Raw genomic sequence first — 25740 nt, 5'->3', positions numbered from 1 at the left:
TAAACCTGTTCATGAACAAGTCAACCAAACAAAACAAACAGACACAAACATGAGCATATATTTGGATATGGCGGCAACAACGCCGACGGATCCGCGTGTCGCTGAGCGCGTCCTGGAGTTCATGGTTCGCGAGTTCGGTAACGCTGGCAGCAGGACACATGTTTACGGTGCCGATGCGCAGTCAGCCGTGAATGCTGCGCGAGCTCAAATCGCGGGGACGCTCAAAGTTGATGCGTCCGATGTGATATTCACAAGCGGTGCCACAGAAGCCGACAATCTCGCAATTCTCGGACTTGCACCCGAGGGGCAAGAGCTAGGAAGGCGCCACATCGTATCGACGGCAATTGAACATAAGGCTGTCTTGGAACCGCTCGACCATTTGCGATCCGCTGGCTTTGAGGTCACGCTCGTGAAACCCGATCGTCAGGGCTACATCGACGCGCGAGATGTTCTGGATGCGATCAGACAGGATACGTTGCTGGTGTCGGTTATGCACGCGAACAACGAAACAGGAGCAATTCAGCCGATCGATGTGATTGCGGAGAAACTTACCGACACCGGCGTCTATTTCCACGTGGATGCCGCGCAGACCTTTGGTCGCGTAAATTCCGTTTTGGCTCATCCCCGCATCGATCTGATCAGCATATCGGGACATAAAGTCTACGCTCCCAAAGGCGTCGGCGCGCTCATCATGAAACGACGAGGCGGGCGGCGGGCACCTTTAAAACCTTTGATGTTTGGCGGAGGTCAGGAAAGAAGCCTCCGGCCAGGAACGTTACCTGTGCCGTTGATAGTAGGATTTGGATTGGCGGCAAAGCTTGCAGACAGCGAAGCAAGAGCTCGCCATAAGCGGTGCGCGGAACTACGAGCAGACGCGCTTGCTGCCCTCAACCCATTGACACCTTATGTGCACGGCGACGAGACACGAGGTGTTTTGCCTCATATTTTGAGCGTTTCGATTGGTGGTGTGGACTCCGAAGCGGTGATGGTTGCCACGAAGGACATTGTCGCGATTTCCAACGGCTCTGCTTGCACCTCAGCAAGTTACGAACCTAGCCACGTCCTTAAAGCAATGGATGTTTCTCCTGATGTCCTAAGCGGTACGGTGCGAATATCCTGGTCGCACGCAACGCCGTCCCCGCCATGGAAAGACTTTGTTGAACGGCTTGCCGATTTGCGATTTTGAGAGGGAAAGATGGAAGAATCGGGCGGCGCGAGAGGTCTCACAATTGCAGGCGCTGTTGTCGAGGTTATGCGCCACAAGGGGCGTCCTCTCTCGCCTGCTGAGGCTTACGGGGCTATCGTCGAAGCCAAGCTCTATCACTTCAATACCGACGATCCTGTCTCCATTGTCCGAACGCAAATTCGAAGACGGTGCGAAGGTCTGGACTTTCCGAGCGCCCTGCCCTCAAAGTTGTTCCGCTCCACCAATGACGGAAGGTACACGCTCGTCGATCCAAGGGTTCCCGTTCTTGCCGGCGACGATAGCGCCGTCAATCCCGGTCCTACTCTACACACGTTGGTCGTTTTGCAGCAGGAATACGACGCAATCACCCGTGATCGCGTCCTCACTGCGCTGAAAAACCTTCCACCGCCCACTTTTGAACTGTTCGCCATGCGACTGCTTCATGCCTACGGTTTTCAGGATGTCATTGTCACGAAAAAATCTCGGGACGGAGGTATAGATGGTCACGGACATTTGCCTGTCGGGCTATCCAGTGTAAGTGTTGCCTTCCAGTGCAAGAGATATTTGGAAAAAGCAGTTGGACGGGAAGCAATTGACAGCTTTCGCGGCGCCATATCAGGGCTGCACGAACAGGGCTACTTTTTCACTACGTCACGGTTCACGTCGGAAGCCGTAAATGCGCAGCGTCGTGCCGGCGCTGTCCCCGTGATCCTATTTGATGGCGCTAAAATCGTCGACATAATGTTTGATCGTGGTTTCGGCGTGAGTTTTCGGGAGTTGCGGATACCTGAATTGGCGTTGGATACTATCCTGGAAGAGGCTTGATCCCTTTCCTGCACTCCAGACAGCGCACGGTCGATGCGAGCCTTATGGGCTGGGACAGAACCGTGCAATGTCCTCGCAACACGCCAAGGGCAAGTGCCCCCGAGCGTATAAGCTGCCGACTTGACGATCTGAGAATTTAACCTCAAGACGCCAACCGTGCTCAGAACCAAGTGACGCTGGAAAACATGGTTAGCCGACATTCGATAGTTGCGCGTCGAGTTTACGCTTGAATTGCCGCTCGAACGTGTCGAGCGAACGAGGTCGATCGTCGAACCACTCGAGCAGTATATCGAATCCGCCGTGCGCATACTGGCTGAATTCGCCGACCCCAGCGGCGGTGAGGTGGTTGCTGGAGTCATGACGCACCAGTTTGGCGATCTCGAGGTGGACGCGCTCGCGCTCGGTCATAACTAGTCCGAGTTTTTCCATTTCAGCTGACAGGAATAGGCCAACGAGAATCTTGCTACTCGCGCCGTAGGGCTGGGGAAAGTAATCAATCATCTCGGACGTGTCCTCGCCCGTCATCGCCCGCTTCCGACCCGTTGCCACGCCAGCGATAAAGCAAAAGTAAAACGTGTCGAAGTCGATTTTGAAGCTCTTGTCTCGATATAGGTCTTTGAACCAAGACTTCGCGTCTTTCCTCACCCTGAAGGGCACCATCAGGCCGCCTCCTCTTCTTCGAGCTGGAATCCGTTGAAGAACGCCTCCCCCGCCACCTTCAGACCGTCTATGGTTTCGACGACGTCGCCGGTGGCATGCGCCTGACGCTCGATCTCCGGCTTGCCGCGCCGGAAGACAGTGAGATACTGGATCGGCTCGTGGCTTGCACGCTTCAGCCACGGCACAAACTGTGTCCGTTCGGATGAGATGGTGAAGGCGACGAATTGGGACGTCAGCCGCGGCACTAGTTGGCCGATCTTCGGTCTCACGGCGAGGTCGATCGGGCCGGCGGGGCTGTCGACGATGAAAGGCAGGGTGTGGTCGGATCTGTCGAACAAGGTGGCTAGGAAGCCGTAGGCGACTGACAGAGTCTCGCCGACGCTGCCGCCCTCCTGCCCATCGAGCACTAGGCAGTGCTCGATGCGCTCGATACGGATGTCATTGTCGGGCATCAACTCGCCAATCTTGGTATTGGCTTCGGCGCACACCTCGGTCATCACGCCCTCTCGAGCAAGTCCGTGGGCGCGGTTGAGGACGCGCTTGAGCAAGTCGCGGCGGCGACGCAGTTCAAGGGTTTCGCTCGTCTTTGCCAGCTTCTCTTCGGCAGCCTCGAGGCGCTTCTGCATGACGTCGATGCCCCATGTGCTGTCCAGCGCCTGCTGGTTATCCTTGTCCTCGAAGCGCTCCAATTGGTCCTCGAAGTCGCCCACCAGCTTTTCCAACCGCTCGATTTCCTCCTTTGCCGCCTGCACGCGCGGATCGGCTCGCTCGGCAGCGACGCGCAGGGCGTCTAGCACGTTGTTGGCGTTCCGCTCGGTCGAAACCTTCGAATTTAGGTCTGCTATTTCGGCGTGAAGCGCGGCGGCGGGCGCGTCGCGCGACACACCGACGGCTTCTTCAATGTCAGTCTTCATCGCGTTGAGGAAGCCGACCTCGTCAGAGCCGAGGTAATTCGCGGCCCGCTCTCGAATAGTCTCTCGCAACTTGTCGTCAATCGGCGTGCCGCACACGCACCGCTCCTCATTCGACAAGTCTTGGAAAAACTCGCGTGCCGCCGTGCCTGGAAGCTTCGCCCGGTCGAGATTGCGCTTCAGCTCGTAAATTGCTTCGGCAAACGAGGTCGACAAGCGGTGCGGAACGCGCATTGAATCAAGGACGGTAAACGCATGTTCACGCACCTCACTCTGGGCCTTTTCGAGGTTATCTTGCGCCTCCTTCATCTCCCGCTCGGACGTTTGACCTTTGGCGATCTCTTCGTTGTAAAGGACGCGTTGCGCGTCCAACTTGGCGGATGCTTCGTCGCGTTCTTTACTGATGCGGCGACGCTCGCGCTTTAGCTCAATGAGACGCGTGCGAATACGGCCGAGCTTTGTCTCGCGCTTCTTCTTCGCCTGCTCATCACCTTTCTCCTCCGCATGTCGCTCCCAGTAGTCTGCGACCTTTTCCCCCGCCTTTTGTAACGTACTGAGTTGAAACAGTGCCTCGACCACCGAGTTTGCGTCGGTATACTTGTCATCAAGCAAATGGGCTGCGAGTTCGCCGTCAAACACGAAGAAGTCGACGAAGTCAGTGTTCAGGAAACGCCTAAAGTTAGGCGGTGGATCGAACTTTTCCATCTGGCCCGATCCCCGTGTAGTGCGATACCGCACGCGTCCTGCCTCGAAATCGAACTCGAGGCGGATCGTCACGCGCTGCTGGTTCATCATCAGCTTGACCTCGAATAGTCCGGTCGGTGCGCCACCCTTCTTCTGGAGCTTGCGCAGCTCAGACGAAGTGGGCGCCTGCGTCGCCCATCGTCCCGAGAGAGCATTGCGCAGCAGCGTCAGCGTGGTGGTCTTGCCGGTACCGTTCGGCATTTGGATCAGCGTGATCGCGTGCGGCTGCCCAGAAGCCTTCAGGCATGATATTTCATGGTCGGGGCAGCGTAGCCCTTCCGACTTCCAGCCAAGGATTTGGAGCGTGGCGGACATCAATCGTTCTCCTCGCCGTCGTCGTCATCGCCGCCAGCTGTTTCGTCGTCCTTCACGTCGCTGCTCAGCGAGACAGCCTCGTAGACGATCTCGAGGCGCCGGTCGGTTACAGCGGTGTCGTTGATGTCCTCGCTCTCATCGGCGACGGCCTCCAGCCAGGCAATCAGCCTGCGGGCCAACGCAGGCGGCTGCCCATATTCGTCTGCGGCGGTCTCGATCGCCTCGATGATCTTAGTGTCCAGGATCAAGCATCGTCCTCCATCCTAATACTCGCAAGCTCAGCCAACCAAGCGGCACGGTCGTCGTCCGCATTTGGACCCGCAGCGTCGGGATCGGGCTGCCGCACAAAGTCAACGACGCTGGCCACCTTGCCGGGATCCTCGGGATCGCTGCGCAAGCACCGTCCCATTCTCTGGATCGTTTCAAGCCGCGCGCGCGAGGATGAGAACAGAATCACCGACGAGAGCGATTGGATGTCGATGCCCTCCGAAACGCGGTGGCACGTGATGAGACATTCGAGGTCCCCGCGCGCAAAGCGCCGCAGCGTTTCAGCGTCTTCACCACCGAAGTAGGTATGGAAATCGGGACGGTGCCTGTGAACAATTTCCAGCACTGGTCTGGCGTATTCGGTTGTCTCAACGAAAATAATTGAGCGCCGCAGTAGGTCAGGGCAACCTGCGATGAAGTCACGGAATACCGGCAGCTTCGCCTCGGATGTCTTGTAAACGCGCGCGAGTTCGGTCCACAGCTCCTGATCGCTCATTGGCTCGCCTGCGAGTGCCCGAGCGGCCTTGCGCCGATATACGTCCTTGAGACGCTCGCGGTCGTCGACCGTCAAGCGGTATGGAAGCGGGTAATAGTCGAAGGGCGCCAGGATCCCACGCCTGATCGCGTCTCCTAATTCGAACCTGAAGATCTCTGGCCCAATATGTGCGGTGATGAAGTCATTGCCCTCGACATCGTATTCGCGCTCAGGCGTTGCGCTGAGTCCAAGGAGAAAGCGGATGCCGTCCGATAGCCCGGTTAGGTTGTCGCGGTTACTAGGGCTGCCCAATTTGTGGACCTCGTCATGTACGAGGAGCGTCCGGCGCTGCTCTTTGGTACTGAGAGACCGCATCGCAGCTGCCAACGGATCGCGTCCGCCCATGGCGCGCCGCGAGACCAGGAGAATGGCTTTCGCTGGCGCGAGCGTGAACTCTTGAAGCTCGCGGAACTGTTCGAAGTCTGTAAAGAGCTGAAATCCCGGGAGCTCGGCACGCAGCCTTAGCAGCTCGGCGCGCCACTGCTTCAACAGGTCCGTCCCATCTGTCGTGACGATGATCGTGTCGATCTCGCCGGAGTCAACGAGCTTACGGGCTATGCGAAGCGCAGTCCGGGTCTTGCCGGTGCCAGTCGCCATGTTCAGCACCCCGCGCTCTGCGGCGATGAACTTCTCGGTAGCTTCGCGCTGGTGGCGCCACTTCCACTCAGGATCGGGCGTTAACTCGGAACGTCTGTTTGAACTGGCCCTTTGCTCCTCCACCTTGCGGAGTAGGCGGCGGCGCGCCGCTTCCGGGAACTCGAGGGTCTCGACCGCGTCGTCCACCTTGTTCCAGATCGCGTCGAAGTGCGCGCGCTTGCGGGCGGCACGGCGGGGCTCCGACCACGATGGATAAACTTCAACGCACTCGCTGTTTTCCTCGAACGCGAAACGGCTTTCGTTCGCCGAACCTGTGAATGAGACGTAGTCGTCGCCATCGAAAAAGACGCCGATCTTCTCGTGGTAGATGCCACTGCCGTGCCGCGGCAACGCGATCCTTATTTCGAGGCGTTCGAGCTCTAACAGCCGTGCAAGTCTGTCGATGCCTGCTCCTATGCCTTCACCAAACTGGCTTTCGATTATTTCTTCAAGACGGTCAGCACAGACTTCGGCGCGAGTTCTCTTCCGACTCTGGATGACTGCCATGTCCTCGGGACGTAATTCCACCGAAGTGATTAGCCGGATACGCCCATCCTTGCGCAGGAACTCCCCAAGAGGAGCCCCAAACAGTTCGAGGGACGAGCTTGAGAAGTAACCGACGGCGCGCCAGTAGTTGGTCGACTCCCCGAGAGCAGGGCGGAAGAAGTGGTCAACGAGCGTCCGGGCACCCGACCTGTAGTCGTCCTCGAATGCGATGTCGCGAAGAGCCAAAGCTCACACCTCTCTCGGGCGACCATACGGTGCGACGCACGCAAGAATGCAACTCACCCGAATCATGACCTTCCCCCTCTGGTAGCATGCAGTGCAACCGCCTACTCCGCAAGTCACCGTGCCGCTGGGCGCAGTATTACCGCAAGAAAAAGTTTCTCTCGACTAAAACGCGTGGGCAACTATCCTGTGCCAGTGCATATGACGAAGGGAAACGGAACCCTCGCTGATTGCTGATCGATTCGTCAACGCCTTTCCCCCCAGAGCTTCGCCACGGCGGAGGCGGGGTAGAATCTTCTTCCGGCCATCGGATCGTGATGTTCACAGAATATCGCCAAATTGATAGGATTCGGCGAACCGCCCCAATCGACCAGTGAGACGAACATCTCCGCATCGTCCGCTGTTTTTACACAGCCCTCCGGATGCTGGCACCGCCTGCGTAGCGCCAAAACCCTAATTGTCCAGAAGGGATGCGGCAATTCATGAATTTCATGGGGTCCCATCTTGAAGCCCGACACCTGTGACGGAACCTGACTCGCCTCGTAGAGCGAAATTTTTGAGCTCTTGTATTTGTTGCACCAGCCGCATGCGAGACGCAGATTGTCCAGTCCGTGGCCACCATGCGCGACCGGAACGACATGCTCGATCTCGATGCTCACATCACGGTCCACAAGACGCGGACGGAACACGTCAACCAACTTCGGCCTCGTGATGTCATCGCGCATTGGCTTATTGATGAGCGCGTCCTGCGCTGCGTTCGAGAACGCGAAGCCGCATATGTAGCAGCGAGGAGGATCACGTTCAGCGAGCATCGCAACCTTGGTCGCTTTGTCAGCATAGTCGCGCTTTACATCCAGGCGAAGACGCTGAACGTCCGCGAAGAGGTGATCGGTGATCCTCTCAGTGAGATCGCGCCGTCTAACAGCATCCGCCGAAGGATACATGACTTCGATGCGCCTCAGGACTGCCGCGAACACATCAAGGCGCTGCAGCGCCCCATTCCGTGCGATCGCGATCGGACTTACTAGACCCTCAAGGAACCAGCGAAGCCACAGCCTATACTGATCGCCCTGCAGTATTGGTTGTTGGTCACCGAGAAATGCCTCGGGCAGCGGGCGCCCAGACATGGCAGTGACCGCCCCGTAGTCCCAGCTGCTCGCCACGCCGATCGGTGTAGAGGTGATGAAGAAAATGTCGTTGTCGATGGCCAAGGGATTAGCCTTTGTTAATCCTGGAGTATCCCTCCACAGCCGGTGGATTCCCTCCCTGCTGACGGTGGTTTGCCCACATCTTCGACCATTGCCGCCTTATGCCGATCGAGTCCTTCTTCACGCCGGACAGCTTCCAGTCGCGCGCGAAATATTGGCTCGACGCGTATTCCAGCCAACCATCCACTAGCCCTGGGATATCTTCGACTCCCTTCAGTTTGGTCTTCTGTTCTCGCAGATAAGAGAAAAAGTCGGCCGCAAGGATGTGCAGCATTGGCTTGTTGAAAATGTTTGAATCCCTGGGATTGCCCCAGAAGTTTGGGGCCTGCGGATCGTTGGACGCTAGCCTGTCACGGATTTCGCTCCAAAATGCTTTAAACACCGCGATCCACGGGCCGCTCATGTCCCTCCAAAAGGCTTCTGGAGTGGGATATTCTTGCGTCTTCCAATCTGCGACAATCTCAGAGCCTGCGAGATGGTGCTTCTGCCAGGTCAATGCGTGGTCGGTCGGCTCGTGATAAAGGCGTCCGCCCCGCAGATCGCGGAAAATGTCACTGAGAGATCCCAGCACATTCCACTGCAGCTTGGTGCTATCGTCCGACCCGAACCCCTTCGCGACGAGCCCTGAGAACGGGCTGTTGTCCGCTCGGGAAAGAATTGAGACGATGCGAGCCCCTTCAAGCGGGATCTTCGCATCCTCTAAGCGTTCAGCGATCGTGGTGAGCTCTTCTTCCACGAGACTTGTGGAGATGATTGTGCCCAGCAGCGCCTTTGGCACGGGCGTAGCCTTTTGATTGACAAGAACATATTGAAAGACGTGTTCCGCGGGAGAATCGTCCATCAGCAGAGACACCGGAAGGTGCCGGGCAAGTGTTTTGGAGACCACAGCGATAGCATTGGCTGGCGTCTCTCCCCCGGCAACCAGATCTTCGCCCTGCGTGCTCTCGTTTGCCTGATCCTCAGCTGCAAGGATGGCGCCGCGCAGGCGGTGCTGCCCATCAACGAGAATGATGGGACGCAGGTAGGAGATCAGCATCTCGCGCGAGAAGCCGGCCAGCTCTTCCGACTGGTCCTTCCCCTGCTTCCCGGTGATCTCTTCACGAGCGCGCAAGTGGTCCCAGAAGCTGGTAATCTGAGATTCGTCGAACAATGCGTCCTCGGCCGCCTCTATCGAACCGGTCTCGTCCACCTCGGACTCCTGCGCCTCGATGGTGTCCTCTGCTGTATTGTCGCTGGCGTTCATCCCGCCTTCAAGCTCCACGATGAGCTCGGTCGGCAGTTGGCGTCCCGCGAGAGCCGGAGCCCGGCTTTCCAGATAGGTGCGAGCCGCATGAAGCAATTCCTGCAACGTCATCGACCCGAAGTTGTCGAGTTCGATTTCGACGGAACCAGAGCGTCCGTTCACTTCCGTTGGAATGAAAGTGACCTTGAGCCCGGCCGACTGTCGAATAGCACACAGCAAAGGGTTCTGAATCACGTTGTGCGGATCGGCGAAGAACTTGCGAAGTGCCGCTTCGCGCGCCGGCGAAACGGTGCGTTGAAAACCCGAAGTCTCCGCGCCCGATAGGCTCAGGCGTTGCGGAATGCCGACCCAGCTCTCTATGTCCGTAGCAGATGCCGAAAATAGGAGAATGGATTTTCCGCCGGTCGATTGTTCGACCGTCACGCAAGGATATTTGAACGTCTGCGACACTTAAGCACTCCAATTGTTCGGCCGATTAATATGACGGCGCTCAAGGGCCGCCAAGAGATATTTGGAGTGCGCTACTCCAAACTTCTGCTGGAAGTGGAACTTCTAACTGTGTTGGAAGTCCATTTCGCGCTTCAAGCCTCGCGCCCAGAACGTAACTACGAGACCCGGCAGTCGCCCACCATCAATGGTCGCTGTTTGGACCGGCGTGGCATTGCTGACATCACTTTTCAAGTCGTAAAGGTTCATTACATCGTGGCAGTTCGGAGTTGTTCCGAGGTTCCATAGAAGCGACTTCTCCGGCTCAGCACCGTTTCGAAATCTTCCCGCGCGTCACCGCAGTATTTTCTCAACCGATCCATTCGCTCGTGTCTATCGATGGACGACAGTACATTCGCTGCGTCAAGACCTTGTCTAAGAGCCAGGAAATTGCCACTCGATGCCAACGGATCCAGTGTTTGCAATGCATCCCCACATGCTATCCAACCATCGCCATATGGCTGATTGAGAGCGCTCATCGTTGAATTACAAGTGGTTACTGCAGACCCGCACCAACCTTTGAACTCGATGCAGGCGGCCAAGTCTGGAATGCTTAAAGCTCTTTTCGCGATCGAAGCCGCCGAAGGTTTTTTCCGTAGTCGTGAACCTGCTGTAAAATAACCGATGGAACCGCGCCCAGGATCATTGGGAGCAAAAAAGATCCACCCGTCGCCAACAGTTGCGGTCAGAGTAGCGTGACTGAGGGCGCCCCACGTCTCGCCCGAGATCCAGAACGATACTAAAGAATCGTGAATCTTCCTCCGCACCCCGAATTGGCGCGCGAGTGAAGACGATCGTCCCGTCGCTTCAATTGCTGCTTGGGCTCGCACCAAACATATAGCACCATTGGCGGTGCGGCTTCGCACCAAAATCCCATCATCGGAGATCAGAGCTGCCTCAATTCGCTCGATTTCAACAATCTGGCAGCTCGAACGGCGCACCGCACTAATCAGCTGGGCGTCCAACTCGGATTTCCCCAAAAGCAAGGGAGCGTGCGAGTTCGGTAACATATCGATGGACTGAAAGGATCCACGACCCCACTGCGACAAGCGTGCATTGAGACGCGGGAACGCGCAATCAATCTGTTCGCGGTTGAGCCCCAGCTGAACCAGGATTGGAACTGCTGCTGGTGATAGCGTCTCAGGTAGTCCCTTGTCGGTGAACGCTCGACGAAGAAGAACCACCGTTTTGCCTGATCCCGACAGCGTTATCGCGGCGGCGCAGCCAGCGTGCCCTCCACCTGCCACGACCACATCGGCATTCAGAATCAATGCACTTCTCCGATCCCGTGAGTATGCAAGAGAAGTTTGGGGCCGAGGGATTTCGGCGGTTCTGCTACCTGCTTCTCACCAGGCAGCGGCTCGCCTGGTATCGGACAGCCCGCTCGAACCCATTCAATGACTATTTGCCGGCCAATTCTGTTGTTGATTAATGAGAATCGCTCGTCCAATGCATCGCCCATAGGTCGACCGCTTCTTGCCACATCCACCAAGAGCGGACTTTCTTCAGCGTGTCCGGGGACAATCCATCCATTGTCAGGATCTTTAAGGGCGCGCATCAGCTCGATGACATCCCCATCGGCGAAGAGGTCCGCAACAGATTTCTTCTCCCTCCCAGCGCCAGATGAAAGCTTGTAACGACGGTGTGACGTTGCCCCTTGAGCGACTGCACGTAGCTCATACAGGAGCTTTTCCATCGCTTGCCCCTTGTCAAAGTAGCGCTTGATCACGGCAGTATCGCCCTCCCGCCCAAGCCACCTAATCCAATCCTGCCATGATGTAAGGTCATTCGCATCGAAAATCTTGTACATTGGACCTTCGAATGTCGTGAGGTAATTGATCAGTTGACTTCGTTCGGGATCACCCGGAACAACCCAGCGAGAATTGGCGAGCACCGCCTGGAAAAGATCTGGGTCGTCGAACAGATCGTTAATTCGATGCGGTCCAATGCGCCCACCGAGGTGGTTTTGCGATCCGTAGTGTCGCTTACGCTGCATAACCTCGGCGATCGTTGACGCGGCGTTACCCGGCCGTCTCCTTGCGATACTGGTGTCGTCTCCATAGTCGCTGCCACCGACGACATTGAACGCGACAAAACCTCGCCAAATCCGATCCCAATGCTCCTGCACCGAGTCGTCTCCGCCGTCTTTCCGGATTTTGTCCAGGTACATGATAATGGCGTCACGCGCCTTCGCTCCGTGACCATTCGTGGCATTGTCAATGCCGATATGCATTTCCCAAAACTGGGTGTCGATCCCAAGATAATCGTTCCTCATAACCCCAGTTTGGAGACTCAGAACCTCCCACTCCAGAAAGAGCGTCATTCCGAGAAGTTCGGGATAGTACCGATCGGAGTTGAGCGAGATCGCGAGTTGGAAGACAGGATTGATGTAAGCTTCGGCAGGAATATTCGGGTTGTTCGCGTAAGCGAGGGTCGTAACGCCAGGCAGGCGCATTCCAAGGCTATCAAGAAGTGCAGTGTACAGATTGCCATGATGCAGCGCGGGATCACCGTTCCCGATCTCGTCACTCCATACTTCAAACAATAGACTTCGAACCTCATCACCCGGACCAGCTTCGGCGATATGGCGTAACCAGGCGCCATCGGTCTGATTGAACGGCGCCCGATCGAGGATCCGTCTCCTCACATCCTCGCTATTAATTGAGCAAAGCTCGTAAAAGAGCTCGAAATTCTGTGCTCGTGCGCGTAGGATCTCATAAATCTCATCGAGCTTTGCGCGGAAAGCTGTCTGGCTGTAAGCGATAGCGCTCTCGGGATGATCCTCGTCATCAATCGTGATCGAGTCGATTACTGACTGTGCATAGCTCAGGCCGCGCTCAACTATCCTGATCGTTTCCTCCGGAAAGTCAGGAAAGTCTTGGATGTTCATGAGTGCGTAAAACTGATCGCGCGGATTGGCTCCATCGTATTTTCTGCGCTCTGTCTCGACCTGCACCGTTATTGATTTCTCGTCGTCGACCTTAACGGTTCGCTGCACGACAAAGCCAAGCCTTCTCCAATCTTGAACCATGCCGTTGTCGCCGTTGCGACCGATATTCGCGACGTATCCAAGATCCATCATGGCATCGCGAAGCTCAACCGCCCTGAAACGGCCAAAAATCGGCGTATCGATCCGGACATCTGCCGTGTGAGCTTGGTTTATTCGATCAACTGTTTCCTCGGTGAAATCCGTCAGAGCGTCGTAAACCTTCGCTGCCGAACCCGGCTTTGCCTTGTCACTCGGTCCGGGATACGAGGGATGACCGGAAAGAACCTTTGAAACCTGCTCGGCGAGAAAGTGAAGAGCGGCCTTTATGTAAGCTGCGGAGACCTCGTCTAATGAAGTTGCGGCTTCTTCGTCCCGGATGGCGTCCCTCCAGATTTGATGCAAATCGTCAAAGGTAGAAATTTGGTATTTTTTAACGAGTTCGGGCCAGGACTCACGAATTTTCACCATCGACAACACTTCATCGGGTTTAGCAGCCCGAAGATGGAGGTATCGACCCGAATATGTGTCCAAAAATTCTTGGAGAAGGAACTGTTGCCTCCATGGGTTTCCTGATGGCCTTGCCTGCCGGATGATCATTCTTGCCCAAGAACCCGCGGTCCTTGTGACAAAGCTCTCAGCTCCTTCGTGATCGCGCTGATCCGAAGACAGCGCAAACAATCGGTCAACTCTAAACTTGCCACTTGGTCGAGGTGAGGCCTCGCCCACAGATCTGTCCCATGGCGCCCTCATCATTAAAGCGCGCTCGAGTGTGCCAGCGAGCGATCCCGTTGTTTCCGCAGTGAATTCTGCAAAAATCTCCTTGAATTCATCTTCCAGCACGACGTCATCCGGTCGCTGGGCGGGCCACCACCATCCCCGACACTCATAGAAGTCTGCCTGCCACGGACAGGCCATGTACTTGGTGATGTCTCCAGCCTCTAGGTGATCGTGCTCGAACCGGAAAGCCTCGCTATAGAGCGCGGGGTCTCGGACAATGGCCGTTGCTTCAATTCCGGGGTAGAAAGCCCCTCCAGCACAGCGCTCCAAAACCCTTCGGGTAAGTAACGCAGGATGGAGCGATCCGTCTTCCAGATAAGGGTCAATCGCGCCCTGGGCTGGGTACAGGAAAGGATCAGTGTGATTGTTCCATGCTTTGAGGCGGCAGTACTGCGCATATGTTACGGTGAGCCAGTTATCGATGGCACCAGTCTCGCAATCCCCTTCATCGCCACTGAGAGGCGGCATATAGCTGGCATTCGCATATGCCTTAGCGGCCTCCGGGTCTACGTCGACGGGTCGTCGACCGTCGGGGCCGGGATAGTTGGGCGGCCTAATCATCTTGACGATTTTATCACGGATCTGGGTGCCACCCTTTTTCAAGCTTTCACGGAAGCCCTCGACTGTCTCTGGTTGCATGCTTAAACCATCACCCGGCTTCCCCTGTCCGTGACCGCGGAGACCTGTTTGACTCACCCATCGATAACCTGCAGACCTTGCAATGATCGGCCAGATGTCTCTTTCGAGGTCCGGACTTTGAGGATCGTGGGGCTCGGGTGTTGTTGGGTTGACAAGCGAGGGGGCGTGGAGTGCCACTTCCTCCATGACGTCGTAGAGGGTGACCAAGTTCGTCACATCGGGCGCGAAATCTGGCGGGGCGACGATAATCCAAGCACCACCCCGCACTTCGATATCTCGCGCGGGGTTTCCCTCAGTCGCTCTAAGATTGACCTTGGCCGTAACAGGCCCATCACTCGTGTCGTCAAACCAACTATCGTTGTTGGCATAATGTACAATCCATTTGTCCTCTGGCGTTTCAAGTACATTGCCTTCATCGTCGACGGGCGAGGATATCCCGCGGCCGCCGAGGACAACAAGTCTTCCCGCCGCGTCCGTTGCGAGCTCACCAAGATATACACTTGTGGCATGATGGAATGAGCCGACGAAATCCAAATGTTCGCTCGATGCCTCTTCGGGCGAATGCTTTTTGTTCGGACCGCTCACGGACCGGACCGCCCCCGTAATCTCGAGCGCTGATGCGCGTTTTTCGTCAGCCACAAACCGGTGCCCGTGTGGACCGCCAGCCTCACGCTTCAGGGTGCCGAAGCGCTCATTTCGCCAAGCAAGGGGATTGCCATCGGCTGCGCGGGGCGGCTCTTCCGCCCGGAAAGCAGAGCGGGCGCCCTCTGCACCAAAGAAGCCAAACCAAGCCGCTTTCTTGTTTGCAAGTTCGGCGCTCCATTCGATGTCCCCGTGGGCATGGGTAATCTCGCCAAGACAGAGATCGTGGTTATCGAACGCATAGAGACGGAACCGAGCTGCCTGTCTTTTGACCTTGCCGGTCTTATCACGATACCGGAATTCATCATGCGGAACAGAGCCTTCCGGTCCCTCAATGAACCCATCTGGGCCCTCAGCAGCAAAGAAGTAACCGTCGTCCGCAGTGCTGTCGCCGACGCGGGCAATCCCGATCGGAGGATAGATCTTGCAGTATGCAACTTTTGCCAGGTCCAAATTCCCCATTGCGCCCTCCCGCAGTTAAGCCGTTCGCGTCAAATTTTTCGTTGCCACAAGTCATGTGTAGCTCGGATTCGATCCGGTTCAGCCCGACTGCGGCGTTGCCAAAATCGCGCCGTTACTAAGCAGCCCTAGAGGCTTGTTCGGCGAGTCCATCAATTTCCGCCAGGGCAGCGAGATAGGACGCATTGCCTGACGAGACGAGTATCCGGTAAATTGCGCTCCGCTCTTGGATCGCTTCAGCAAGAAATTGCCAAACCTTCGGATCAGGAAACACTTCGCGCCCGAGCCGAAGAGCGAGAATCCATGACGACAAATTGTCGGATGGATAGTGAACCCCGGCGAAAACTCTCCGATCTCCAATATCGACGCCGAATTGTTGGAGGGCATTTATTTGCGCGCGGTCCGAATGTATCCCCGCGTGAGCCACGCCTCATATATGCTCGCCGCTATGAAACAGCCTTGAAAGCAGTGGCCGCTCGTCATCGATGATGTCATGGAGGTGATTGCCAGTTCGAACGTGTGAGGCCGGCCGAGCAATTTTGCAACCTGATAGGCGCGCGGCCTCTGGATGATTTGTTTGAACTGAATGCTGACGCTGCCCGCTTTGTCTTTTAAACCTGCGCGCAGATCACTGGGAAGCTTATCGAGCTGTGTGGCAGGAAGGGTGTGGTCATAAAAGAAGTAACGCTCGCCGAGTTTGGCGGTGTCTTCGTCGGTAAAGTATTGGCGGTGGCTTGGAATGGAGGCGGCTGACGTCGAGGTCTGTGGAAACGTGTCTAGGATTTTCGTTGCCTCGAGACGTTCGAATAGGTCGAAGTCTGCCAATGTCAAGCCGAGCATCTGGCTCTCATCGGCGGCATGCCAGTTGTTGCTTGCCGTATCCCAGCTCGGCCAAAGTGTTCGATTTATTATGCTGATGGTTTCCGACCGCCACTGCAACCAAGTGCTCTCACGCTCCGAAAGTGGCAACGTCGGGCGCCATGCTGCTGGCGCCAGTCCTTGGGGATCGACCGACCTCTCATATATGAGAGCAAATTCGCCATACGCGGGAAACCTTGGTTCTTCCATCGCTCGTTCTCTCCCCTTTTATCTCGTGAGGCTAACACGTTTGGCTTGTATGTCACGCGGAATTGTTCGCGTTCTCTTTGAATTTTCGAGTTTTTGGAGTATTGATACAGTCACGGCTCAGATTTGGGTCGCCCGCTATCTTTGGTTGGTTGAACGCTGTTGTAAAATCAAGAAAGACGGCGTTCGTATTTTGTAAATATATTTTGCGACGGTAAGTATTATGTCGTCGGAGAATATAAAAACTTGTAAAATGTCGCAACAGTATCAACGTTGCATATAGGTGTCGATAAGTGAAGATAACATATCGATGAACTTCAGAGAAGTAATGGAGAGCTCCGGATGAGTGCTAATAAACTACAAATTGGCGTTTCTGCTGCCCTATTTTTAATCGCGAGCTCCGCCAGCGCTGGCCAGATTATACTTGACGGTGAGGTTAAGCCGCCTGTCAAGATATCCAGTGAGCAATTCGAAAGCTTTCCCCATATTGAGTTAGTGGTGAAGGGTCAGGACGGTACGCTCTTCAAATACTCAGGCGTTGAGCTCTCTAAAATTTTAACCTTTGCAAAGATTCCCATAAAAGGAGATCTCAAAGGAAAGGATATCGACAAATATTTAGTCGCTCTCGGCGCGGACGGGTTTGGTGCGGTTTTTTCGTTGCCTGAATTTGATGCTGGAAAATTCATCGTTGCTGACAAGCTCAATGGGAAACCACTTGCAGTTACTGACGGACCACTTCAGATTATCTCCCCAGATGAAACTCGTCGGTCGAGGTGGGTTAAAAACCTTGTGAGGCTTACGATTCAGAGGGCCCGTCCGTAGCGAATTCTGGCGTCCGTTCGCAGGAAGCGATAGAAATCAATGGTACGCCTCGATTGAATCGAGGCGCCGGTGGCTCGATTCGCGTCAAGGCGATTAAAACTATTCGCCTGTGTTATTCGATCCCGACATGTCGGCTTTGTTGGCGCGCGCCTGAATTTGCGTGCATCGCTCGATCAGGTGCTCGAACGGCTCGGAATCGCCGAGCAGCAGACCGTCGTCCACCATGCGTGCGTAATCCTCACCGAGCGCGCGTAGACCTTCTCCGGAGGGTGTCAGAACCAGATTGCCGTTGACGGCTGCGGCGTATTCAATGGGCGAGCGGTCGGTCGCCTTTTCCGCAAAGAACATGGATTTGTGTTTCGCCACGGCATTGGCAAGCTGCCGGTCCGCAAATGCTTTGTCGGCGAAACCGGCATCGTCCAGCCGGACGACGTCATGCCAGTGGCGGGCAAAACGATCTCCGCGAAGGCGCTCCTGCAGGCAGAAGACATGGATTGCCGTCGCCTTCTCCCAGAACGTCCGCTCCGCGTGCATGACGCGCGGGCTCGCTTTCGGAAATTCGACACCATCGACCCGACCCGAGGCGTCGCAGCGCACATCGCGGATACTGGCGGGCTCGCCGGTTGACCGTGCGCCGAATTCGAGCATGACGCTCGGGGCGACATAGCCGGATCCGCTGCTCACCGCTTCATAGTCCAGGTAGAGCGTATCGTCCTCGAGGCGGACTGCCGCCGGAAGAGATTGATCGCGCAGCGCACCGGCGATGACCGGCTCCACCGAGGCCGCCACCCAAATCGGAAGCCGCTTTCGCACCTCGCTGGTCCAGCGTTTCTCCTCGCTGCGGGTTTTCGGCAGTGCTTCGTCATTGTCGCCGATCAGATCCGGCGCCAGGGCGCGGATATCGTAGGTCAGGTCGACATCCTCGGAAAACCGCTTGATGACCCCATAGGCTTTCGAAAGCGAGGTGCCGCCCTTGAAGACGAGATGCTCGCCGAGCTTGGACGAAAAGAGGGTCTGCAGCGTCCAGACGACCCAGACATCCTTTTCGAGCAGATGAATGGGCCGTCCGGTGCGGTCGGCTACCACAGCCAAGGCTTCGTGCCGGTCATCCTTTGACAAGGTCAGGAACAGATCAGCCATGCGCAGCCTTTCCCACGCTTCTTGCAAGCCAGGTCGGGAACTGCGGAGCCGCCGCCACCAGCTCGCCGAACGCGTCCGGCGGCAGCTTTCGCTTGATCCGCGACAGTGCTTCATCGGCCTTCTCCGGCCCAAGCCAGGCGAGCGCACGGACCGCCACGCCGGCAGGCCGATCGGCCAAGGCCAGTTGCCAGCGAGGCACATGCCTGAGCTCGACCGTCTGCTGCCCAAGGTTCATCGTCCGGCTGCGGCCGGATGTCAGGTAGACAGAGCGGACCGGAACCTGGGTGGTCAGGCCCAGCGCATTCGCCGCGGCGGCGCCGTTTGCGACGATCACCTCGCCGCGTTGCTGCGCCACCGCCTCCACCGCTTGTTCAACTGTCGGCGGCCGGCTGCCAAAACGGCTTTTGACAGGCCGCATATAGATGCCACGGCCGGCCCGGACGAGTTCGCCGCGCTCGGCCAGGCGCGACAGAGCCTGGTCCAGGGCGGCACGATTTCCGAGATGCAAAAAGCTCTTTGCCGAAAGGGCGGATCCTTCCGGCAGTCGTTCAGCATGGCCCATGATTTGTGACGTCAGCCTTTGCATGGCATTTCTCCTGTCAGAAATATATGCGAGTTTCTGACAGTTTGCAACGGAAGGAGAAGGCCGGGGAGCCGAAGTGCGCTGACCAAAATTTATATCGAAATATTGGTCAGTAGCCCGCTTGTCGCTCCACCCAGCGCTACTCACCTATCAGGCCATCAAACACTTCCAACATCGCATCACTGATGGCCTTGCCGAGCGCGGCTGCAGTGTTCGCCAACGCCTCCTCGTTCATATCGCGGGCGGCCATGGCAAAAGCAGCTCCCTCGGACGTTACGATTTCCCGAGCCCGCTCGATCGCCCATAGGGCGAAGTCACTACGGTTGCTGATCTCCACGGTTTCCATATCGTCTCCTGATTTGTTCGAGGGGATGGCTTATACCGATTTGCCGAACAATGCAGTCTGAAGACTGAGCCCGAGAACGTGTTCGATTTGTCTTTTGAGCGCATCCCCGAAGGGAACGTGCTCTATTGCGCCGAGCCTTGCCGCTGCTTCGCTCTGACCAGGCACTGCTCCACCGAACCCCGAAGCGGGTTTCGGCCCATGCGGGTCACGATCACATTGCGCAGCTCGCCAGGCAGGCTTGGACGAGATCCGGAGGGCGCCGGCGCGCCCGCTTCCACAAGGAGCATCCGCCTCGAGGCAGACGCGCTTCTCCTCCGTGACATTGCCGCTCTTACGATAGGGCGAAGATCAGGCCAATGGGCAAGCGCGTCCGAGGGCGCTGTCGGCCGTGGGAAAAATAGGCTTTCACCGCTTTGCGCCGAACCTTCCGATTTTTCCCCCGTCCGACCCATGACCGGGCCTTCTCCCTACCGGGAGCGGGCTTACGCCCCCTCCCTTCGTCCCGAGGACGTGCGGGCACGTCCTTCGGATCAAAGGAAGAAGGCTTCGCCCACAGCGGGTTCTAAAGGCCCGATCCAACGGGAAATCAGGAGATTGAAGCCATGACGACCACCATCATCATTGAATTGAACAAGCTGGACGCCGACCCAAGGAACGTGCGCAAGACATACGATCCGGCAAAGATTGCCGAACTCGCCGCCAATATCGACGCGGAAGGCGTCCTGCAAAACCTCGTCGTGAGAGCCGGCGAGAAACGGGGCCGCTATTACGTGACCGCTGGCGAACGCCGGCGAAAGGCGCTGCTGCTGCTGGTGGAGCAGGGCAAGATCGCCAAGAACCATCCGGTCGAATGCAAGGTGCGCGATGGTGCCAACGCCACGGAAACCAGCCTGTCGGAGAACATCTTTCGCGAGGACATGCATCCGGTCGACCAGTTCGAGGCTTTCTCGACCATGGCGGATGGGGGCAAATCCATAGCCGATATCGCCGCCCATTTCAGCGTCACCGAAATCATCGTGCGCCGCCGTCTGGCGCTGGCGAAGGTATCGCCCAGGCTGCTTGAGCTTCACCGCGACGGCGTGATGACCTTCGAGCAGCTTTCCGCCTTCACCGTTTCCGATGACCATGAGCGGCAGGAACAGGTTTGGGACAATCTGCCGGGTTGGGATCGTCACGCCAACCGGATCAAATCCAATCTCGTAACCGGCGAGGTTGCCAGCACCGACCGGCGCGTAAAGCTGATCGGTGGACTGGACGCCTATGAACAGGCAGGCGGGGCCGTGCGCCGTGATCTCTTCGATGAGCAGGGCGGCGGTTACGTGCTCGATGTCGCATTGCTCGACAAGTTCGCTTCGGAAAGGCTGGACAAGGTCGCCGCGCCCTATCGCGAACAGGGCTGGAAATGGGTGGAAACCGCATTCGCACGCCCCGACTGGATTTTCAACATTCCGCGCATCTACCCCCAAGAGGTCGAGCTCTCCGCCGAGGACCAGGCCGACCATGATGCGCTCGCAAGCGAGCGGGACGATCTGGCGGAACTGATCGACAACGATGTTGCCGGCGATGACGCGGGCCAGCGTGTCGCTGAAATCGATAGGCGATTGGACGAGCTTTCCGGGAAACAGGAAGCCTATCGGCCTGACGATATGGCGCGCAGCGGCGTGATCGTCTTCATCAACCACTCCGGAAAGGCGGAGGCCGCGATCGGCATCGTCAGGGAAGAAGACGAAGCCGAGGAAACGGAAGACGACGCCAACAACGACGGAACGGGAAGCGGTGAAACCAACGCCGCCGGCGGGGGAAACATCGGGGCCGGCAAGAGTGGCCCGAAATTCGCTCATCCCCAAGCCTTGATCGAGGTTCTGACCGCGAAGAAAACCGCCGCTTTGCGTGTGGAACTGGCGCACAATCCCGATGTGGCCTTGGCCGCCGTCGTCCACGCGATGCTGTTGCGTATCAGTTATGGCGGGCTTGTGTCAGAGCAAAGCGCCCTGCAGGTGTCGATCACCCATGAGCGCATGGGCAAATGGATCAAGCAGCCGGCAGATTGTGCAGCCTCGGTTGCTTTCGAAAGCCTGCAGGAGAACTACGGGCACAAAATCCCCGGCAATCCAGCTGATCTATTCGACTGGTGCCTTGCGCAAAGCCGCGAGGAGCTTCTGTCGCTGCTGGCATATGCCGCCGCGCATGCCGTCAACGCGGTGGAGGTCAAATACAGCGACCGCCGGAACGGCATCGAACAGGCGAACCAGCTTGGCCGCGCCCTCAAGGTCGACATGACGGATTGGTTTGAAACGACCGCCGACAGCTATTTCAGCCACATCAATCGTCGCGGGATCGAACAGGCCGTTCTTGAGGCGCAAGGTTCCGACGCCGCCCTTGCGGTTTCGGCTGCATCCAAGAAGGCCGAGGCTGTCCTGATCGCGGAGCGGAGGATCAAGGGTTCAGGCTGGCTCCCAGCGCCCGTCCGGATCGCAGCCGATCCGAACGCGGAAGCCGAGGCCGAGGCACAATCCTTCCCGATGGCAGCGGAATAGTCCGCCGCAGCCGCCAGCCGGTCGCGCTTCTCCTGCGCGGCCGGTTCCTCCCTCTCAGACGAGAAATCCGATGTGCGATCAAACCTCCGATCCCACCCTCGCCGCCGAAGTCTGCTGCAACCTCATCAGTTCCTACCTTGCCGGTCATGAAGCCGTGAAGTGGAGCGATGTGCAGGACGCCCTGAACGCCGCCCTCAAGGCTTTCGATCTGCCCGAAACCCCTATCGCGGAATTGGAAGAGCGCGACCGATAACGCGCAGAGCGGCCGCCGTGGCGTCGATCCACGGCGGCGCTCATTGGACTTTTCCATCCATTCTTGAAGGACAGGGCAGGAGGCTCGGCCCTTCTCTCCCCAAACACCCTTCCGCCCACGTTCCCGCGACCCGGACGGCAGGTGACGCCTGCTTTCGGAAGACCGGAACCGGCTTCGCGGATCAATCAGCGTCGAGCCATTCCATGAACAACACCCGCCTCAAAACCATCGTCAAGCTTTACGAGACCTGCCGTTACAAGCATGACCTCTATTCGGTCTTTTCCGATTGGTGCGAATGCGCGGCCATCTCCATGAGCAACGCCGTCGATTTCGTGCAATTCGAGACGCGAGAAACGCGATATCTCGAAATTATCCGCAAATATGACCACTCCACAGTGGAGACGTTCGCCCGGATCATGGGGGAAGTCACGATGGCGCTGGAGGACACGCCGCAGGATATCCTGGGGGCGACCTTCCATGCGCTCGAATTGCACAACAAGGCGCGTGGACAATTCTTCACACCCTATCCCATTTGCCGGATGATGGCGCAGATGCTTGCCGGCAGCAGGGACGACATCGGAAAAATGTGAGCGCAACGAATGGCCCACGGCTTTCGTGATTTGACTAAATAGGTTTCTGGCTTTCTGGCTCTCGGTCAGAACTTCTGCTTTGCCCGCTTCGGCATAAAATAGGTTCGGATATTGACGAGTGCTTCGGCGACGGCAGCAGCATCCTGGTGGGTCGCTTTCCGTTTTACCTCGCCGAGCTTGCGGATCGGCGCAATGATATCCCCAGTGACGGCATGACCTCGAAGGACAGGCTGCCAAAGCCTTGGCGCGTGTCGTGTTCCAATGAGAAAGCAGATGTCCCAATCAAATGGATCAAGGGTCTGATCATCGATCTGGGTGAACCTTGGCCGGTGGTCTTTCGGTCTCTCGGAAAGGCTTGCAGATATCCGATTATACTCTGCAACGATCGTCTGCACGGCCCGATGTTCGGTTGTTTCCATCGGCAGGTTTAGGGCATCCGGGCCGGTCAGTTCCGGGATCCATTGCCGTGGGTCGATGAACCTGGGGCCGATGATGAGGGCCGTAAGATAACCATCGAGTCTGCTCATTGACCAGATAGGCGATGGCGGACGACGTCTCCTGATAAAGGCTTCGAATGCGTCGTCATCGAGCTTCGGTCGCGGCGTCATCTCCTGGCTGTTCTGTGTCATGCCGCTTGTCGCTCCTGCTGTGTCATCGCTTCGCGTTCCGCCTTCCAGGCCCAAGGCAAAAGGCTCTCCATCTCGTTGGCTTTCACTTTGCCGGAGATGATGCGCTCCAGCACATCGGCAAGCCAGACGTCGGGGTCCACGCCGTTAAGCTTTGCCGTGTTCACGAGCGATGCCAGGACAGCGAAGGTCTTTCCACCCCGCTCGTTGCCCACGAATAATGAGTTCTTTCTCGTCAAAGCCACGGATTTCATGGAACGCTCGACGACATTGGAGTCCACCTCGATCCGGCCATCCTCTAGAAAGGCTGTCAATCCGCTCCAGTGGTTGAGCATGTAAGTGACTGCCTTGCCAAGTGCCGATTTCGACGACACCTCGTCGCTCAGTTCGGTGAGATGGACCTTCAGTTCTCTCATGATGGGAGCTGCCTCACGACGCCTGCCGCTAAGCCGGGTATCTTCATCTTCCCCTCGTAGTTTTGCTTCGATGCGATAGATTTCGGCAATCCTGGCAAGGATCGACAAGGCCTCCGAAGAGCCGGTCAGTTTGACGACGTCAACGAACTTTCGCCGTGCATGAGCGAGGCAGAAGGCCAGCCGCATGGGGGCAACGTTGCTCTTGCCGCGTCGTTTGACCATGGTTTTATAGGCTTGATATCCATCAACCTGAAGCACGCCGGCGAACGACGACAGTTGCCCCTCGATCTCGCGAGCGCTGCGGCTTTCGGCAAAAATGTAGGCCACCGCCGGCGGCGCCGGACCGTTCCATGGCCGATCGTCAACCGCTTGTGCCCATAACTGGCAGACCTTGGTTCGTTTGCGCCCCGGATCGAGGCGCGGAAGTGGCGTCTCGTCACAGAACACCCTCGGCTGCGAGCGGATGAAGGCGGTGAGTGCATCGTAGAGAAGTTCGAGCCACCAGGCGACCCGCGTGACCCATGCCCCGAGCGTACCGCGATCAATGATGACGCCGCAGGAGGCCAGCATCTGCGCCTGGCGATGCAGCGGCAAATGCCAGGCAAACTTCGAAACGGCGACATGGGCTGCAAACGCCGTGGTCACCATGCCGCCGTCCATGATGCGTGCTGGTGCGGGTGCTTGCACGATGCCACTCTCGCAAGCCCGGCATGCATAGCGTGGCCGGATCGTCCGTTTCACCCGGACTACTGCAGGCACGATGTCGAGCGCCTCGCTGACATCAGTGCCGATGCAATGAAGTTCGAACGAACAGCAGGGGCAAGTCTTGCTCGCTGGCTCGATGAGCTCGTCATAACGCGGAAGGTGTTTCGGCAAACGGCCGATATTGCGGGCTGGCGATCGCCGTGCCTGCGTTTTGTCTTCATCGACCGGCGCGACATCGTCATTGGCAGCAACGGGAATGTCGCCTAGATCGCCAAGATCGAGCATTGCCTGCGTTGGATCGATCGTCGTCATCTTCTCCGATTTCGTCCCGAAGAGCTGGCGCTCAAGGAAGGCAACGCGCGCCTTGAGATCGGCATTCTCTTCGTCGAGCGAGAGAATGATCCGGGTCAATTGCGCAGCATCCTGGGGCAAGGGATCGGGTCGAAGCGGCATGACAGACCCTACCACACGGGTCTGAATCTTCAAGCAAAACCAATAGGATCAGCCTGCTTTTGAGGGCCTCCTCACCGCGTTTCGTTTGACGCGCGTCCAGTCAATGCCGGCCAGCAAAAGCGAGAACTCCTGGGCACTCATCTGCATAGCGCCATCGCGGATCGGAGGCCAAACGAACTTGCCCGCCTCCAACCACTTCGTCGCTAGGATCATGCCTGATCCGTCCCAATAAATGCAGCGAAGCCGATCAAGACGCTTGGCGCGGAACACGAACACGTCGCCACAATAGGGATCGGCCGCAAGGGCTGACGCCACCAAAGCTACCAGGCCATTCATGCCGCGCCGGAAGTCGACGGGTTGCGTCGCAACCATGATCTTCACGCCATTTGGCGAAACTCCGATCACCGGCGCCCTCGCAACGCCGCTACCATCGCCTGCGCCAGTTCAGGCGCTACCGAGCCGATGACCGTCATGCGTGCGCCCGCAATCTCGATCTCAATTCGGCCAGCGAGAACCTCTGGGGCATTCGATGGCGAGCCTTCGTGTCGTGCGCCATCCCCAACCACTGTCACCGGCACGAACACGGCAGGCGGCAAACTAGTCTTTGCCGACCGTTGAGAGGTTAGTCCGGCTTCCCGTCGCCACACATTCAGCAAGCCGCGATTGACGCCCCAGCGCCTCGCAACAGCCGAAATGTTCACTTCAGGTTCTGCGCTCTCCGCGAGAATCCGCGCCTTCTCCTCGTCAGTCCAATTCCGCCGCTGCCGCCGACCGGTGATCACCTCGATCCGCCGATACTTTCCCTCATGCCTGGCTTCATGCATGCCTTCATCCATGACTTCAAGCATGGCATCAGCGCGATCTCCAACCATCCCGGTCCACTCCTATCAATGATAGAGCTTATCTCGAGGCCTCATTCACAAAAGAAAAGGTGGGCTGTTCGTCGCGCTCAC

At 57.4% G+C, this 25740-nt stretch carries 22 protein-coding genes; 6 read left to right on the top strand and 16 right to left on the bottom strand.

The window, feature by feature from the left end:
- Positions 1–49 precede the first annotated feature (49 nt).
- Positions 50–1186 carry a cysteine desulfurase DndA gene (gene dndA / locus AS026_RS03070; RefSeq protein WP_028748379.1) on the top strand — a complete coding sequence of 379 codons (1137 nt, stop codon included), beginning with the start codon at positions 50–52 and terminating at the stop codon, positions 1184–1186.
- A 9-nt stretch (positions 1187–1195) separates the two neighbouring features.
- Positions 1196–2011 (top strand): restriction endonuclease, encoded by an 816-nt coding sequence (locus AS026_RS03065; RefSeq protein ID WP_028748380.1) that lies wholly within the window; start codon positions 1196–1198, stop codon positions 2009–2011.
- A gap of 189 nt (positions 2012–2200) precedes the next feature.
- Here AS026_RS03065 and AS026_RS03060 read toward each other — a convergent pair whose 3' ends face one another.
- From AS026_RS03060 to AS026_RS03020, 9 genes are all read right to left on the bottom strand, one after another.
- On the bottom strand, positions 2201–2671 hold the full coding sequence (locus AS026_RS03060; protein WP_028748381.1) for a hypothetical protein: 471 nt from the start codon (positions 2669–2671) through the stop codon (positions 2201–2203).
- Entirely contained in the window at positions 2671–4641 is a 1971-nt protein-coding gene (locus tag AS026_RS03055; protein WP_028748382.1) for a coiled-coil domain-containing protein, read from the bottom strand. Before AS026_RS03055 ends, AS026_RS03060 begins: the two co-directional genes overlap by 1 nt.
- Positions 4641–4889, bottom strand: coding sequence for a CxC ATPase DNA modification system associated small protein (locus AS026_RS03050; RefSeq protein WP_037075844.1), 249 nt, complete (start codon positions 4887–4889; stop codon positions 4641–4643). The genes AS026_RS03055 and AS026_RS03050 overlap by 1 nt, the downstream gene beginning before the upstream one ends.
- Positions 4886–6811 carry a DEAD/DEAH box helicase family protein gene (locus AS026_RS03045; RefSeq protein ID WP_028748383.1) on the bottom strand — a complete coding sequence of 642 codons (1926 nt, stop codon included), beginning with the start codon at positions 6809–6811 and terminating at the stop codon, positions 4886–4888. Before AS026_RS03045 ends, AS026_RS03050 begins: the two co-directional genes overlap by 4 nt.
- A gap of 242 nt (positions 6812–7053) precedes the next feature.
- A complete protein-coding gene (locus AS026_RS03040; protein ID WP_028748384.1) occupies positions 7054–8019 on the bottom strand; it encodes an HNH endonuclease in 966 nt (321 codons plus the stop codon).
- 4 nt (positions 8020–8023) lie between these two features.
- Positions 8024–9370, bottom strand: a complete 1347-nt coding sequence (locus AS026_RS03035; RefSeq protein WP_131815269.1) for a ParB N-terminal domain-containing protein — start codon at positions 9368–9370, stop codon at positions 8024–8026.
- Positions 9371–9954: 584 nt separating this feature from the next.
- The gene (locus AS026_RS03030) at positions 9955–11016 is read right to left on the bottom strand and encodes an NAD(P)/FAD-dependent oxidoreductase (protein ID WP_028748386.1); all 1062 of its coding nucleotides are present in this window, start codon (positions 11014–11016) and stop codon (positions 9955–9957) included.
- On the bottom strand, positions 11013–15254 hold the full coding sequence (locus AS026_RS03025) for a LodA/GoxA family CTQ-dependent oxidase (RefSeq protein ID WP_028748387.1): 4242 nt from the start codon (positions 15252–15254) through the stop codon (positions 11013–11015). Before AS026_RS03025 ends, AS026_RS03030 begins: the two co-directional genes overlap by 4 nt.
- A gap of 384 nt (positions 15255–15638) precedes the next feature.
- On the bottom strand, positions 15639–16319 hold the full coding sequence (locus AS026_RS03020; protein ID WP_028748389.1) for a hypothetical protein: 681 nt from the start codon (positions 16317–16319) through the stop codon (positions 15639–15641).
- 339 nt (positions 16320–16658) lie between these two features.
- On the opposite strand from AS026_RS03020, the gene AS026_RS03015 reads away from it, so the two are divergent.
- Positions 16659–17138 carry a molybdopterin-dependent oxidoreductase gene (locus AS026_RS03015; RefSeq protein WP_028748390.1) on the top strand — a complete coding sequence of 160 codons (480 nt, stop codon included), beginning with the start codon at positions 16659–16661 and terminating at the stop codon, positions 17136–17138.
- A 99-nt stretch (positions 17139–17237) separates the two neighbouring features.
- On the opposite strand, the gene AS026_RS03010 is transcribed toward AS026_RS03015, so the two are convergent.
- The 3 genes from AS026_RS03010 to AS026_RS03000 form a co-directional block, all read right to left on the bottom strand.
- Positions 17238–18278 carry a nucleotidyl transferase AbiEii/AbiGii toxin family protein gene (locus AS026_RS03010; RefSeq protein WP_028748391.1) on the bottom strand — a complete coding sequence of 347 codons (1041 nt, stop codon included), beginning with the start codon at positions 18276–18278 and terminating at the stop codon, positions 17238–17240.
- Positions 18271–18864: a DUF6088 family protein gene (locus tag AS026_RS03005; RefSeq protein ID WP_028748392.1), complete on the bottom strand. Its 594-nt coding sequence runs from the start codon at positions 18862–18864 to the stop codon at positions 18271–18273. Before AS026_RS03005 ends, AS026_RS03010 begins: the two co-directional genes overlap by 8 nt.
- A 136-nt stretch (positions 18865–19000) precedes the next feature.
- Positions 19001–19207 (bottom strand): hypothetical protein, encoded by a 207-nt coding sequence (locus tag AS026_RS03000; RefSeq protein ID WP_028748393.1) that lies wholly within the window; start codon positions 19205–19207, stop codon positions 19001–19003.
- 602 nt (positions 19208–19809) lie between these two features.
- Between AS026_RS03000 and AS026_RS02995 the strand changes: the two genes are divergently transcribed.
- The 3 genes from AS026_RS02995 (at position 19810) to AS026_RS02985 (ending at position 22587) form a co-directional block, all read left to right on the top strand.
- Positions 19810–21744 (top strand): ParB/RepB/Spo0J family partition protein, encoded by a 1935-nt coding sequence (locus AS026_RS02995; protein WP_028748394.1) that lies wholly within the window; start codon positions 19810–19812, stop codon positions 21742–21744.
- 70 nt (positions 21745–21814) lie between these two features.
- Positions 21815–21997: a hypothetical protein gene (locus AS026_RS02990; protein ID WP_028748395.1), complete on the top strand. Its 183-nt coding sequence runs from the start codon at positions 21815–21817 to the stop codon at positions 21995–21997.
- A 203-nt stretch (positions 21998–22200) separates the two neighbouring features.
- The gene (locus AS026_RS02985; protein ID WP_062368617.1) at positions 22201–22587 is read left to right on the top strand and encodes a hypothetical protein; all 387 of its coding nucleotides are present in this window, start codon (positions 22201–22203) and stop codon (positions 22585–22587) included.
- 65 nt (positions 22588–22652) lie between these two features.
- Here the strand turns inward: AS026_RS02985 and AS026_RS02980 are convergent, their stop codons facing one another.
- From AS026_RS02980 to tnpA, 4 genes are read right to left on the bottom strand one after another with little or no spacing between them, the layout of a single operon-like run.
- Positions 22653–23216 (bottom strand): UPF0149 family protein, encoded by a 564-nt coding sequence (locus AS026_RS02980; RefSeq protein ID WP_062368490.1) that lies wholly within the window; start codon positions 23214–23216, stop codon positions 22653–22655.
- On the bottom strand, positions 23213–24787 hold the full coding sequence (tnpC, locus tag AS026_RS02975) for an IS66 family transposase (RefSeq protein WP_028749712.1): 1575 nt from the start codon (positions 24785–24787) through the stop codon (positions 23213–23215). Before tnpC ends, AS026_RS02980 begins: the two co-directional genes overlap by 4 nt.
- Before the next feature lie 48 nt (positions 24788–24835).
- Positions 24836–25192 carry an IS66 family insertion sequence element accessory protein TnpB gene (tnpB, locus tag AS026_RS02970; RefSeq protein WP_028749713.1) on the bottom strand — a complete coding sequence of 119 codons (357 nt, stop codon included), beginning with the start codon at positions 25190–25192 and terminating at the stop codon, positions 24836–24838.
- Complete coding sequence (gene tnpA / locus AS026_RS02965) at positions 25189–25659, bottom strand: IS66-like element accessory protein TnpA (RefSeq protein ID WP_062368489.1); 471 nt, start codon at positions 25657–25659, stop codon at positions 25189–25191. The genes tnpB and tnpA overlap by 4 nt, the downstream gene beginning before the upstream one ends.
- Positions 25660–25740 lie beyond the last annotated feature (81 nt).

The organism is Rhizobium altiplani, from assembly GCF_001542405.1.
In the GTDB taxonomy this organism is placed as follows: domain Bacteria; phylum Pseudomonadota; class Alphaproteobacteria; order Rhizobiales; family Rhizobiaceae; genus Rhizobium; species Rhizobium altiplani.
The sequence above is the reverse complement of the archived record's forward strand: the minus strand, read 5'-3'. Positions and strand labels throughout refer to the sequence as shown.

Excerpts from the sequence above, each read along its gene's own strand:
- AS026_RS03010 (WP_028748391.1), bottom strand. The coding sequence starts at position 18,278 with ATGGCTGATCTGTTCCTGACCTTGTCAAAGGATGACCGGCACGAAGCC.
- AS026_RS03020 (WP_028748389.1), bottom strand. The coding sequence starts at position 16,319 with ATGGAAGAACCAAGGTTTCCCGCGTATGGCGAATTTGCTCTCATATAT.
- AS026_RS02990 (WP_028748395.1), top strand. The coding sequence starts at position 21,815 with ATGTGCGATCAAACCTCCGATCCCACCCTCGCCGCCGAAGTCTGCTGC.
- AS026_RS03025 (WP_028748387.1), bottom strand. The coding sequence starts at position 15,254 with ATGGGGAATTTGGACCTGGCAAAAGTTGCATACTGCAAGATCTATCCT.
- AS026_RS02980 (WP_062368490.1), bottom strand. The coding sequence starts at position 23,216 with ATGACACAGAACAGCCAGGAGATGACGCCGCGACCGAAGCTCGATGAC.
- dndA (WP_028748379.1), top strand. The coding sequence starts at position 50 with ATGAGCATATATTTGGATATGGCGGCAACAACGCCGACGGATCCGCGT.
- AS026_RS02995 (WP_028748394.1), top strand. The coding sequence starts at position 19,810 with ATGACGACCACCATCATCATTGAATTGAACAAGCTGGACGCCGACCCA.
- AS026_RS03065 (WP_028748380.1), top strand. The coding sequence starts at position 1,196 with ATGGAAGAATCGGGCGGCGCGAGAGGTCTCACAATTGCAGGCGCTGTT.
- tnpC (WP_028749712.1), bottom strand. The coding sequence starts at position 24,787 with ATGCCGCTTCGACCCGATCCCTTGCCCCAGGATGCTGCGCAATTGACC.
- AS026_RS03015 (WP_028748390.1), top strand. The coding sequence starts at position 16,659 with ATGAGTGCTAATAAACTACAAATTGGCGTTTCTGCTGCCCTATTTTTA.
- AS026_RS03055 (WP_028748382.1), bottom strand. The coding sequence starts at position 4,641 with ATGTCCGCCACGCTCCAAATCCTTGGCTGGAAGTCGGAAGGGCTACGC.
- AS026_RS03035 (WP_131815269.1), bottom strand. The coding sequence starts at position 9,370 with ATGACGTTGCAGGAATTGCTTCATGCGGCTCGCACCTATCTGGAAAGC.
- AS026_RS03000 (WP_028748393.1), bottom strand. The coding sequence starts at position 19,207 with ATGGAAACCGTGGAGATCAGCAACCGTAGTGACTTCGCCCTATGGGCG.
- AS026_RS03060 (WP_028748381.1), bottom strand. The coding sequence starts at position 2,671 with ATGGTGCCCTTCAGGGTGAGGAAAGACGCGAAGTCTTGGTTCAAAGAC.
- tnpA (WP_062368489.1), bottom strand. The coding sequence starts at position 25,659 with ATGGTTGGAGATCGCGCTGATGCCATGCTTGAAGTCATGGATGAAGGC.
- AS026_RS03005 (WP_028748392.1), bottom strand. The coding sequence starts at position 18,864 with ATGCAAAGGCTGACGTCACAAATCATGGGCCATGCTGAACGACTGCCG.
- AS026_RS02985 (WP_062368617.1), top strand. The coding sequence starts at position 22,201 with ATGAACAACACCCGCCTCAAAACCATCGTCAAGCTTTACGAGACCTGC.